This is a genomic window from Cupriavidus sp. HY129 (assembly GCF_059492215.1).
Map to the genome: position 1 here is coordinate 2648072 of NZ_CP083255.1, position 11692 is coordinate 2659763.

General features: G+C 65.0%; 11 protein-coding genes. 3 read left to right on the forward strand and 8 right to left on the reverse strand.

The genetic code is table 11. The annotated features are described in order from the left end of the window. Positions 1–106: 106 nt before the first annotated feature. On the forward strand, positions 107–442 hold the full coding sequence (locus tag K6G35_RS28210; protein WP_495676721.1) for a hypothetical protein: 336 nt from the start codon (positions 107–109) through the stop codon (positions 440–442). Between the two features lie 57 nt (positions 443–499). Here K6G35_RS28210 and K6G35_RS28215 read toward each other — a convergent pair whose 3' ends face one another. The 7 genes from K6G35_RS28215 to K6G35_RS28245 form a co-directional block, all read right to left on the reverse strand. Continuing rightward, on the reverse strand, positions 500–1123 hold the full coding sequence (locus K6G35_RS28215) for a nitrogen fixation protein NifQ (protein ID WP_085959083.1): 624 nt from the start codon (positions 1121–1123) through the stop codon (positions 500–502). 94 nt (positions 1124–1217) lie between these two features. After that, the gene (locus K6G35_RS28220; RefSeq protein ID WP_008648671.1) at positions 1218–1715 is read right to left on the reverse strand and encodes a DUF1579 domain-containing protein; all 498 of its coding nucleotides are present in this window, start codon (positions 1713–1715) and stop codon (positions 1218–1220) included. Positions 1716–1863: 148 nt separating this feature from the next. Continuing rightward, entirely contained in the window at positions 1864–2238 is a 375-nt protein-coding gene (locus tag K6G35_RS28225) for a DUF2880 domain-containing protein (protein WP_008648670.1), read from the reverse strand. A gap of 103 nt (positions 2239–2341) precedes the next feature. Continuing rightward, positions 2342–5458: an efflux RND transporter permease subunit gene (locus tag K6G35_RS28230; RefSeq protein ID WP_286882560.1), complete on the reverse strand. Its 3117-nt coding sequence runs from the start codon at positions 5456–5458 to the stop codon at positions 2342–2344. A gap of 6 nt (positions 5459–5464) precedes the next feature. Then, positions 5465–6619: an efflux RND transporter periplasmic adaptor subunit gene (locus K6G35_RS28235; protein ID WP_215243084.1), complete on the reverse strand. Its 1155-nt coding sequence runs from the start codon at positions 6617–6619 to the stop codon at positions 5465–5467. A gap of 2 nt (positions 6620–6621) precedes the next feature. Beyond that, positions 6622–8004 carry a TolC family protein gene (locus tag K6G35_RS28240; protein WP_035883242.1) on the reverse strand — a complete coding sequence of 461 codons (1383 nt, stop codon included), beginning with the start codon at positions 8002–8004 and terminating at the stop codon, positions 6622–6624. 198 nt (positions 8005–8202) lie between these two features. Next, a complete protein-coding gene (locus K6G35_RS28245; RefSeq protein WP_008647690.1) occupies positions 8203–8640 on the reverse strand; it encodes a hypothetical protein in 438 nt (145 codons plus the stop codon). Positions 8641–9051: 411 nt separating this feature from the next. Between K6G35_RS28245 and ptsJ the strand changes: the two genes are divergently transcribed. Both ptsJ and asd read left to right on the forward strand, forming a co-directional pair. Beyond that, positions 9052–10347: a MocR-like B6 salvage transcription factor PtsJ gene (gene ptsJ, locus K6G35_RS28250; RefSeq protein WP_495676722.1), complete on the forward strand. Its 1296-nt coding sequence runs from the start codon at positions 9052–9054 to the stop codon at positions 10345–10347. Positions 10348–10525: 178 nt separating this feature from the next. Next, complete coding sequence (gene asd, locus K6G35_RS28255; RefSeq protein WP_008647693.1) at positions 10526–11380, forward strand: archaetidylserine decarboxylase; 855 nt, start codon at positions 10526–10528, stop codon at positions 11378–11380. A 57-nt stretch (positions 11381–11437) separates the two neighbouring features. On the opposite strand, the gene K6G35_RS28260 is transcribed toward asd, so the two are convergent. Continuing rightward, positions 11438–11689, reverse strand: a complete 252-nt coding sequence (locus K6G35_RS28260; protein ID WP_008647694.1) for a hypothetical protein — start codon at positions 11687–11689, stop codon at positions 11438–11440. Between the last annotated feature and the right edge of the window lie 3 nt (positions 11690–11692).

The following is an 11692-nucleotide window of genomic DNA, read 5'->3' on the forward strand; positions in this document are numbered from 1 at the left end:
CCTGGAATGTGCGCTTGTCAGCGAACTGCCACGGATTCCCGGCACGAATGCAAACAAATGTCATGCACGATTGTGCAGTCCGGGGCAGGTACGCAAAATGCGCGACATGAAACAACGGAATACGCGCGATTGCGTGCATCTGCTGATCGATGGTCTCAAGCGTCAAGGTCCGCTGCGCCGTGACGTGATGGCCGACGCGTGTGGTCTCACCCCCGAGGAAACCACGCGCGCGCTGAAGGCCGCGCGCCAGATGAGCGTGGTCGATCACGTGCCCTACGGTCCCGGCACGTTGCCCGCCGCCATCGTCTACCAGCTCACGGGCCGGCAGCTCCCGCCCGCCCGCAAGAGCACGCGCGTACCGCGCGCGCCCGACGACCGCTTCCAGCCGCTGCTGGAGGCCTGGTGGAGCAGCAGCGAACTCGATCACGCCGATCGCGCGTAACCACGCTCATGCGCTCGCCGGCCCGCACCGGGGAGCTGGGGAGACTTCAATCGGGAATTAGGAGCGGGGCTGTCTCACGATGACCGACTCGATGGCCGATTCAATGACCGATTCAATGGCTGATTCGGCGCCGTGACAGGCCGCGTAATGGTCGCAGCCCTCGCACGAGGGCTCAGGGCAAGGATGAATGTCGAGCCGCTCGCAGACGCGGTGATAGAAGAACTTCTTCCATTTCATGTCCGTGGTATTGGCCGCGAAGACCGGCCAGAAGACCTGCCGCAGCAACGCGGACACATCGTCGCGCCCGGACAGGCCCATGTCCTGCCACAAGTGCGTATGGCCAAAGCAGCCGCAGGCCAGCGCGTGCGCGGCCCAATGCACCAGCATCCCTGCCGCGCCCGGCGCGCAGCCGTCCTCGAGCATCTCCACCAGATCGGCGAATTCGCACGGCAGGCTGTCCGGCGCCTGTGGTGGAACATCTGGCGCCCACCCCGCCTGCGCGGCCCCGGGAAAGCAGTGATCCAGCATGTGCCGGAACGCGTCCGGCGGCAGGCCGAGCCATTGCGCGAAGCGCGGCAGGCGCCCCGCGCAGGCAGACTCCAGCACCCCGGCCAACGCCCGTGTAACGGGATCGCCGGGTTGGGCAGCAAAGGCATCCAGCAACAGCAGTGAGCGGTTCATCGTGGCAGCAGTACGGCAGCGCGCCCGCGGAATGGCGGGCATCGCATCGCAATATAACCACGTATATAACGCCAGTCAAACCGCGAACGGCGTCCTACTTCTCGCGACGATAGCGAGCCTGCACGATCTGCATCCACTCGCCGTTGTCGGCCTGCATGAACGACGTCAGCGTGCGGTGATCGTCATCCACCAGGGCCACAACATCGCGGTACTTCGCCGTTTTTCCCTCGATCATATTGCCATCCGGGCCGAACGCCGGGCCATCGGCACGCAGCGTGAGCGTGCGCCCATCGGCCTCGAGATCGCCTTCGTAGACCCACATGTGGGTCATCATCGAACCGATGAACGTGCCGACGAAATGCTTGCGAACGGGGTCGTAGCCGAGCGTCATGATCGTGACCGCCGACCCGCAGCCCGGAAACTCGCCCTCCGCACGCGCCTGCACCCAGACGTCGCCCACCTGGCTGACCTGCTCGGGGATCTTCCATTTTTCAGGCGGCGCCTCCGGGCCCATCTGGGCCTCGCCTTCGCCTACCCACCTGCCGACGAGCTTCTGTAGCCAGCGGTGTTCGTTGGTCGCTTCGATCTTCATGCAAACGCCTCCTTGTGAGTTGCGCCGCCACTTGTGTACGGCGTACACAAAAGGTTAGAGGACGGGGTCGTCGATGTCCAACAAAAACCCGCAAGATGACAAAAATGTCATCTTGCGGGTTTCCGGTGTGGCAGGGTCAGCGCGGAAATTACTGGGGCAAACGCACCTTCGGCACGATGAACTGGTTACCGGGGGCGCGCATCACATCGCACTGCGCCTCGCCCTTGCGGGCCTGTCCGGACTTGTCCACGTACTCGATGCTGCCGACCACGCTGTAGACGTCTTCGGCCACGCGGCGAGTGGTGCCTCGCACCCAGCGAAACTGGTCGGGATTCGGCAACGCGGCCTTCACTGCGTTCATGCAGGCACCGGGCGCCTCGGGCGCTTCGGGCTTGCCGCCGCGCTGGCCCAGCTCGACGTTGACGGGCGCGTCGGCCGAGGATGCGGCAGGCGCCGCCATCGCGGTCACCGGCAGCGCGATCAATGCGAGCGCCGTCAGCACGCGGCGCGCTTGGATCGTCATGGTATGCACTCCAAACAAAAAAAGGCCGGCACGCGCGTTGCATGCCGGCCGGTTGCCATTGTACTGGCGTACGGATCGAATGTTCCGGGTCGCGTTACACCGACTACACCGACATGTCGCGCGGCTCCGGCTTGCGGTCATCGAACCAGCGGTACAGCGTGGGCACCATGACCAGCGTGAGCAGCGTCGACGTAATCAGCCCGCCGATCACCACCACCGCCAGCGGGCGCTGCACCTCGGAGCCTGGACCCGTCGAGAACAGGAACGGCACCAGACCCAGCATGGCGATCGTCGCGGTCATCATCACCGGACGGAAACGCTGCGTGGCGCCGCGCACCACCGCGTTGCGCAGCGACATGCCCGACTCGCGCAATGTGCGGATGTACGACACCAGCACCACCCCGTTCAGCACCGCCATGCCCCACAGCGCGATAAAGCCCACCGACGCCGGTACGGACAGGTACTCGCCCGTGACGAACAGCCCGATGATGCCGCCGATCGATGCAAACGGCAGCACCGTGATGATCAGCGTGGCATAGCGCACCGAATTGAACAGCAGGAACAGCAGGAAGAAGATCGCGGCGATGGTAATCGGCACGATGATCTTCAGGTGGCCCATCGCGCGTTCCATGTTCTGGAACTGGCCGCCCCACTCGAAGTAGTAGCCCTCGGGCAGCTTGACCTTGCTCTCGGTGGCGGACTGCAGTTCGGCCACGAAGCCGCCGAGATCGCGATCCTTCACGTTGATCATCACCACCACGCGGCGCTTGGCCATTTCGCGGCTGATCTGCGCCGGGCCATCGGTCACTTCGATCTTCGCCACGCTCTGCAGCGGCACCTGCACGCCATCGGGCGCCGATACCAGCAACTGGCGAATCTCCTGCACGTTGCTGCGGAATTCCTCAGGCAGGCGTACGGCCGCCGCAAAGCGACGTTCGCCTTCGAAGATATCCGTGGCACGCTTGCCGCCGATGGCGATCTCGATAATGTCGTGGATGTCCGACACGTTCAGCCCGTACCGCGCAATCGCCTGACGGTCGATCTCGATCGACAGGTATTGCTGGCCCGAGATCCGTTCGATACGGATGTCCTGCGACCCCTGGATGCCACCTGCCACGCGGGCGATCTGGCCGGCCAGGTCACGCAGCGTCTCCAGGTCGTCGCCGAAGATCTTCACGGCGATATCGGAACGCACGCCGCTGACCATCTCGTCCACGCGGTCCGAGATCGGCTGCGCCATGACGATCTGCACGCCGGGAATGGCCTTGAGCTTCTCGCGGATCGCGTTGGCGATGTCGTCCTGTGTCCAGCCATCGGGCCACTCGTCGCGGTCCTTGAGGCTGGCGATCGGCGTCGATTCGTTCTGGCCCTGCGGGTCGGCCGGGCTTTCGCCACGACCCACGCCCGAGACCACCGACTTCACGCCCGGCACTTCGAGCACCAGCTTGTTGGCCTGTTTCTCCAACTTGATCGACTCTTCCAGCGAGATGTTCGGCACACGGTCGATAGCCGGCACGATCGAGCCTTCCTTCATCTCCGGAATGAACGATGTACCAAGCAGCGGCACGATCATCAGCGTGGCGATGAACACCCCCACCGCCGACAGCACGGTCTTCTTGCTGTTTGCCAGCGACCAGTGAAGCATGCGCAGGTAGTAGCGCTTCATGAACGCGATGACGCGCGTGTCGTGTTCGGCGCCGCCCTTGAGCAGGTACGACGACAGCACCGGCGACAGCGTCAGCGACAGGAACAGCGAGATCGCCAGCGCGATCGAGATCGTGAAGGCCAGCGGCGCGAACATCTTGCCTTCCATGCCGGACAGCGTCATCAGCGGCAGGAACACCAGGATGATGATGCCCACGCCCACGATCACCGGCGTGGCCACTTCCTGCACCGCCTTGACCAGCACTTGCGTGCGCGTCAGCCCGGTTTTCTCCGCGTGGCCGAGCCGCTCGAACGCGTTCTCGACCACCACGACCGAGCCGTCGACCATCAGGCCGATGGCGATGGCCAGCCCCCCCAGCGACATCAGGTTGGCCGACAGCCCCACCTGGTTCATCACGATGAACGTCAGCAATGGTGTCAGCACCAGCGTGGCCAGCACGATCACCGAGGAACGCACGTCGCCCAGGAACAGGAACAGCACGATCACCACCAGCACCACGCCTTCGAGCAGCACCTTGGTGACGGTCCACAGCGCGGAGTCCACCAGTTCGCTACGGTCGTAGTACGGCACGATCTGCAGCTTGCCCGGCAACATGCCACGCTCGTTGATATCCGCCACGCGTGCCTTCACGCGGCTCACCACTTCCTTGGCGTTGCCACCGCGCATCATCATCACGATGCCGCCGACGGCCTCGGTCTGGCCGTTCTTGACCAGCGCGCCCTGGCGGACCTCGTGGCCTATCGTCACCTGCGCCACGTCGCGCAGGTAGACCGGCGTGCCATTGATCTCCTTGAGCACGATGCTGCCGATATCGTCGACACCCTTGGCCAGGCCCACGCCGCGGATCAGGTACTGCTCGGCGTAGTGCGGCAGCACGCCACCGCCGGAGTTGGCGTTGTTACGCGCCAGCGCCTGGTAGACCTGCTGGATGTTGATCCCGTAGTGGCGCATCCGCTCCGGATTGACCAGTGCCTGGTACTGCCGCACGAAGCCGCCCTGCGAGTTGATTTCCGCCACGCCCGGGATCGAGCGCAGCAGCGGCCGCACCACCCAGTCCTGCGCGATACGGCGCTCCGACAGTTCCTCCTGCGTCAGTTCGCGGTCGCCGTCGTCGGCGCGGTCCAGCGTGTACTGGTAGACCTCGCCCAACCCGGTGGAAACCGGCCCGAGCACCGGCGTCACGCCCTCTGGCATTCGGCCGGAAACCTCGATCAGCCGCTCCATGACGAGCTGCCGCGCGAAGTAGACGTCGGTCTTGTCCGTGAACACGAGCGTGATCAGCGACAGGCCCGCCTTGTTCAGCGAGCGCATCTCCTCGAGTCCGGGCAGGCCCGTCATCGACATCTCGATCGGCACCGTGACAAAGCGCTCCACTTCCTCAGGCGAGCGTCCCGTGGCTTCCGTGGCAATCTGCACCTGGACGTTGGTCACGTCCGGGAACGCATCGACGGATAGCTTCCCGGCCGCGCGCAGGCCAAAGAAGAACAGCACCACGGCGATCACGCACACCACCAGCCGCTGCTTGATCGCGGCTTCAACAAGCGATGTCATCATGGCCGGTTACCCCTGCTCCTGCTGCTTGCGCTCGTTGTCCAGGTGGAACGCGCCTTCCACGACCACGCGGTCGCCAGGCTTGATGCCACTCTGGACCACACGCATGCCGTCGCTCTCCGGGCCCAGCTTCACCTTGGTCAGGCGGTACTGGCCGTCGCTAACTTCCACATAGACCTGTTCATCGTTGCCTTCACGGACCACGGCTGAACCCGGCACCACCAGCAGTTCCACCGGTTTGGCGGCGATCAGCATGGTGGCGAGCATGGCGGGCTTGAGACGACCATCCTTGTTCTGGAGTTCGGTACGAACCAGCACCGTGCGCGACTGCGGATTCACGGTCCGACCCACGTAGATCAGCTTGCCCGTGATGCGGCCATTGCTGTTGGCGAGTGACGGCACCTCGATATCGACGCTCTGCCCTTCGGCCACCTGCGCAGCCTGCTGCTCGGGCACCTCGGCGACGACCCACACACGCGACAGATCGGCCACCGTGTACAGCGCGTCAGCCGGCTGCACCACCTGGCCCTGCGCCACATTGCGCTCGACCACCGTGCCGTTGATGCTCGAGAACACCGGCGAGTACGACTCGATGCTGCCGCTCTTCGCCAGCGTGGCGATCGACGCGGCGGACATGCCGAGCACGCGCAGTTGATCGCGGTAGGCACGGGCCTCCGCCGCGGCAATCGCGTATTCGCTTTCGCGGCGCTGCAGTTCAGCACGACCGATCACGTCGGCGGCGAACAGTTGCCGCGCGCGCTCCGCATTGCGGGACTGCAGCGTGTTCTGCGCCTCGGCCTTCAGGAAGGCCATCTGGGCAGCGCCCAGTTCGCTACTGTGCAGGCGGGCCAGCACCTGGCCCGCCTTGACCTCCTGGCCGAGCACGGCATAGAGATCGGTCACGCGGCCAGTCACGCTGGCGCCGATGCGCGAGACGCGCTGCTCGTCGAAGTCGATACGGCCCGCCACGCGCAACATCTCGCTGAATGGGGACGCGGCAACCGGCGCCACCTTGAGTGTGCGCTTGAGGTTCTCCTCGGGCTTGACAATGCCAGGTGGCAACTTCGGCGCCTCGGCGGCCGGGGCGGGGTCATCGGAACAGCCGGCCAGCGACAGCATCATCACGGCGGCGGCTGCAAAGGAAAGCAGGAATTGGGGACGCATGATCAGTTCAGATTCGGGAGATCGGGCATGGACGACGCCGGGGCGGTATTGACGCCCGGCGAGGCCGACATGAGCTTGTCAATCTGGATGGCGGCGACTTGCAGTTCGTACTGCGCGGCAATCAGCTCGCTGCGCGCGCTACGCAGCACGCGCTGGGCGTCGAGGTAGTCGAGAATGCCGCGCTCGCCGAAGCGATACGCGGACTCAGCCACGCCCAACGCCGACTCGGCCTCGCGCACAATGCCCGATTCGAGCGCCGTCACCTGGGCCTGCGCGATCTCGTATTGGCGATAGGCGGTGTCGAGTTCCTGCATCAACTCGAATTCACGCGCTTCGAGCGCCGTGCGGGCCTGCGTGGCCTGCGCCGTCGCCTCGCCCACCGGGCCGCTGCGGCGATCCCAGATCGGAATCGTCATCACCAGGCCGATCTGCGAAACATTGTTGTCGGGCTGCCGCTCGGAGCTGGCACGCACCGCCACCTCGGGCCAGCGCAGCGCGCGCTGGTAGTCCACGCCCAGCTTCGCGCGTTCCAGCTCGCTGCGGCGCTGGGTCAGCTCCGCATTGCTGGCCTGCAGCGTGTCGCGCAACGTTGCCAGCGGTGGCATGTCGGGCGCGTGCCCGAGGCTGCCGTCCAGCGCGAAGCGCGCGGGCATTACGCCTCCCACCTGCTGGCGCAGCGTGGCCTTGGCCTGGTCGACACGCAGCTCCGCCGTCTGCAGCGTCTTTTGCGCAGCCAGCAGTTCGGTGTCGGCCTTGATCAATTCATAGCGCGGGGCCTCGCCGACGTTCACGCGCACCTTCGCGCGCTCCTGGATCTGACGCGTCATGTTCAGGTCCTCGCGCGCGGCGGCCAGTTCGGTCTCGCGGCGCAGCACCTGGTAGTACGACGTCTTCACGCGCGCGGCCAGGTCGCTGCGGAAGCCTTGCCGCATTGCCTCGGACGCCTCCAGGCCACGGCCCGCCATCTGCTCGCGCAGATTGCGCTGGTTCGGGTAATCGAGTTTCTGGACGATTGCGTAGGACGGCGCATTGCCGCTGGTCACGCCCGGCTGCTTGCCGGACAGGCGTCCATACATCACTTCCACCTGCGGGTTCGGATACGCACGGGCGCTGGTAATAGCAGCCGTGGCAGCATCCACATTGGCCTGCGCGGCTTCCACGCCCTTGTTGGTCGACTGCGCCAGTTGCAGCAACTGCGGCAGGTCGAACGTGTCGGGGGCTGGCGTGGTAGCGCGCGGCATGGCCCTGGCGGCGAGCTTCGCCGCTTGTGGCGAGGCAGCCCCGGGGGCGGCGGTAACGCCGGCCGGCACGGGCTGCGCGGCCCAGGTCGGCGCGCTCATCAACGACAGCGCGGCGGCCCAAGTCAACGTTTTCTTGGTCTTCATGTCAGGATCGGTCGAACGGTACGACTGCCCCGGTGCCTACACACACGTTTCCCGTCACACGCCCCGCCACCGAACATCGTTCGGCAGGCGGGCACGCATGGCGTCAGACCGCGACGGCAAGCGTCACGGACGTGTGTGGGCTCAGGGGCAATGAAGGCGCACCGCGCGTGCAGTCAGCACGGACGGCGGCCTGAGCGATCAGACGAAGGGTCTGGGCGGCCGGAACTGGCCTTCGGACTGGAACTTGCCGCGTTCCGTGAGCGTGGGCAGCACGACATCAACGGATTGCGCAAGCTGGAATGCGGGAAGGATGAATAACGCGCTGGTCTCGTCGACCGCGTCGAAAAGATCGAGCGGATCGAGCAGATCAGCCGACCAGATATTGCAGTACCCCGGCGGCGGACCGTCATCGAATTCCGCCTCGTCACCGAAGTCGGGATCTCCCGGCAGGGCAAGCTGCGCGAGATCGTCACCGGTGGCGAGCCTCGCATCGTAATCGGGGATGGCCACCTCGACCTTCGCCGCTTCCGCTTTCGCCGCTACCACCTTCGGCACGGCCGAGCGCACGTTCGCCGCTGCCGAGAACGACAGCGCGGACAGGCACAAGGCAGTCAGCAGGAAGAGGACGAAACGCATCAAATCGGGGGCGTGAAAATCGGATAAAAATCACATTTCTTGTGACTGATACGGTACAACTGCAGCATCAGTCTGAGAATTGTGATATTGCGGCACAGCATTGTAACCGACCGCAACAATGGACCCGGCGGAGGGCGGCAAGTTCCTTTGGCGGCTCCAACGACCGATCGGTGTGAAGCATCCGCACGGCGCGCCGGGGCGGAGCCACCGCCGCGAATGCGGCGCGGATCCCGCTTCAATCCGGCGTCCCCGATTCCACCGCATCACCGTTTTTTGCCCTATGCCAATCGCGGGATTGGCATACCTGCCAAGTGTCCGGGCATGTCAGAATGACGCCTTCGGGCCAGATCGGACTGGATCGGGCCAGATGAATCCTGGCTTTCCCGCACACATCGACTGTCCTGGCACCCAATGAAAATACACGGCAAGACCGCCGCGGAGATCTTCGACTGTGTACGCACCCTGACGCAGTCCCGGCAACTGCTCCCCGGAACGTCTCTTCCCCCCGTACGCGACCTGGCCCTGGAACTGGGCATCAATCGGAACACGGTGGCCGCGGCCTACAAGCGCCTCGCCATGGCGGGCATTGCCGTAACGCAGGGGCGGCTTGGCACGATCATCCGCGACCAGTACGAGCCGGGTGAGCAGGAAGGCACGCTGGCGGGCAGCCCCCTGACCGATCTTGCCAGCGGCAATCCGAATATCGAGTGGCTGCCGGATATCTCGGCCGCGCTGCAGAGTCGCCCCTACAAACCGCGGCTCTATGGCGAACCCACCGTCAATGCCGGGCTGGAAGCGTATGTGCGGAAATGGTTCGAGCCCGACTGCCCCACGCCTTTCGAAGTCAATCTGGCGCATGGCGCCGTCGATGCCATCGAGCGGCTGCTCAACGCGTATCTGGTGGCTGGGGACAAGGTAGCGGTCGAAAATCCCTGCTTCCTGAGCAGCATCAACATGCTGCGCGCCATCGGACTGCAGCCGATCGGCGTGCCCGTGGATGCGGAAGGCATCCAGGCAGAAGGTCTGGCAAGCGCCCTTGCCAAAGGGGCTCAGGCTGTCATCCTGACGCCGCGCGCGCACAACCCGACGGGCTGCTGCCTGAGCGAGAAGCGGGCGCGGGCAATCTCGCGATTGCTCGCAAAGCATCCCAATGTGCCGGTAATCGTGGACGACCATTTCGCCCTGCTCTCTGGCGCCTCCTACCACCCGGTGATTCCTCGCAGCACCTATCGCTGGGCCGTGGTGCGGTCCTTCACCAAGGCACTGGGCCCCGATCTTCGCGTCGCCGCGGTTGCCAGCGACGTGGCCACATCCCGGCAGCTACGCTTGTGCCTGGCGCCCGGAACAAGCTGGGTCAGCCACCTTCTGCAGGACATCGTCGAGGTCACCGTCACCCGCCCCGAGACCATCAGGCTGATCGACAAGGCCCGGAACGACTACGCCCGACGCCGGCAGGCGATGGAGCAGGCGCTGGACGCTCAGGGCATCGGGCACATGGCGCAGGGCGATGGCTTCAACCTCTGGGTGCCCTTGCAGCGCGACGACCAGGCCATCGCCCTGGCGCTAGCGCGGCAAGGCTGGCTGGTCCGGCAAGGGAGCGTTTTCTCCGTGCAGGATGGCGTGCGGGGCCTGCGCATCACGATTTCCGCCATCGAACCTGCGCAATGCGAACGGCTGGCGCAGGACATCAGGCGCAGCCTTGGGTAGATCGCCGTCACCACGGTGGCAATACAGTGATTCCCTGCCGTAACAACGACACCTTGCGACGACACCTGGCAGAAACGGTACAAACAGTACAAACGGGATCGTTCCACATTAGAATTCTGCCCCATGAAACAATCAGCGGCCCGATGCGTTGCACCGGGTCGCCCCAACGCCCGCCTCCATGTCCTTTTCGGTCCTGCTGCAACGCCTCGCCCCGCTACACCTGCTGACCCGTATCGCAGGTCAACTGGCGGATTGCCGTCAGCCCTGGCTCGCCCAGTACCTGATCCGCACGTTCGTGCGCCGGCACAAGATCGACCTCGATGAGGCATTGGTCAGCGACCTCACCACCTATCCGACGTTCAACGAGTTCTTTATCCGCGCGTTGCGCCCCGGCGCGCGCCCGATCGCTGCGGCGGACTGGACCAGCCCGGTGGACGGCACGATCAGCCAGATTGGGCGCGTCGAAGCCGGCCAGATGATCCATGCCAAGCAACATGCCTACAGCGCCACCGCGTTGCTGGGGGATGCCGCCCTCGCGAAACAGCTGGAGGGTGGGTGCTTTTCCACGGTGTATCTGAGCCCCCGCAACTACCACCGGATTCACATGCCGTGCGATGGGCGCCTGCTGGGCATGCGTCATGTGCCCGGCAAGCTGTACTCCGTCAGGCCAGATATCGTTGAAGGCATCGACGGACTGCTCGCCATCAATGAGCGTCTGGTTTGCTGGTTCGAGCATCCGCAGCACGGCGTCTTTGCGCTGGTGCTCGTGGGCGCGGCCATCGTCGGGCGCATCGCCACGGTCTGGCATGGCCTGGTGGAGCCCAAGCGATCCGGGCAAGTCTCGGAGTGGCACTACGCCGACGGCGCTACCGCACCTCAACTGAAGGATCTGCTCCAGGGTGTGGAGATGGGGCACTTCCAGCTCGGCTCGACGATCGTGTTGCTGATGCCGGGATCGGCATGGCAATACCATCCTGACTGGCAGGTCGGACAGCCGGTGCGGCTGGGTCAGGCAATTGCCAGCCGCGGCTGAATCGTCCCGCAATCGCCCCACGATCACCCCACAACCGCCCCACGCATCTGACCGATTTCAGCCCTGGACGTGCTCGTCCAGGGACGTCTTGACGAACAGCGGCTCGATGCCGAGCACCCGCACGCCACCGGGGCCGCTTTCCACCACACGACGCTCATCCGTTGCCACAAGCAACTCGAGTCGATAGCCATCCGCAGCACCCAGGCGGCCCGCAACGTCCTTGACGGCCTCCGCGGCCCACGGCGTGCCGGAGTCGAAATGGCCCAGCAGCCTGTCATGGCGCCAGATGTTGAGTCGATACGTTTTCATCGG

What these genes read in the sequence shown, in the direction of transcription:
- K6G35_RS28210 (WP_495676721.1), top strand. Translation starts at nt 107, where the DNA reads ATGAAACAACGGAATACGCGCGATTGCGTGCATCTGCTGATCGATGGT.
- K6G35_RS28215 (WP_085959083.1), bottom strand. Translation starts at nt 1,123, where the DNA reads ATGAACCGCTCACTGCTGTTGCTGGATGCCTTTGCTGCCCAACCCGGC.
- K6G35_RS28220 (WP_008648671.1), bottom strand. Translation starts at nt 1,715, where the DNA reads ATGAAGATCGAAGCGACCAACGAACACCGCTGGCTACAGAAGCTCGTC.
- K6G35_RS28225 (WP_008648670.1), bottom strand. Translation starts at nt 2,238, where the DNA reads ATGACGATCCAAGCGCGCCGCGTGCTGACGGCGCTCGCATTGATCGCG.
- K6G35_RS28230 (WP_286882560.1), bottom strand. Translation starts at nt 5,458, where the DNA reads ATGATGACATCGCTTGTTGAAGCCGCGATCAAGCAGCGGCTGGTGGTG.
- K6G35_RS28235 (WP_215243084.1), bottom strand. Translation starts at nt 6,619, where the DNA reads ATGCGTCCCCAATTCCTGCTTTCCTTTGCAGCCGCCGCCGTGATGATG.
- K6G35_RS28240 (WP_035883242.1), bottom strand. Translation starts at nt 8,004, where the DNA reads ATGAAGACCAAGAAAACGTTGACTTGGGCCGCCGCGCTGTCGTTGATG.
- K6G35_RS28245 (WP_008647690.1), bottom strand. Translation starts at nt 8,640, where the DNA reads ATGCGTTTCGTCCTCTTCCTGCTGACTGCCTTGTGCCTGTCCGCGCTG.
- ptsJ (WP_495676722.1), top strand. Translation starts at nt 9,052, where the DNA reads ATGAAAATACACGGCAAGACCGCCGCGGAGATCTTCGACTGTGTACGC.
- asd (WP_008647693.1), top strand. Translation starts at nt 10,526, where the DNA reads ATGTCCTTTTCGGTCCTGCTGCAACGCCTCGCCCCGCTACACCTGCTG.
- K6G35_RS28260 (WP_008647694.1), bottom strand. Translation starts at nt 11,689, where the DNA reads ATGAAAACGTATCGACTCAACATCTGGCGCCATGACAGGCTGCTGGGC.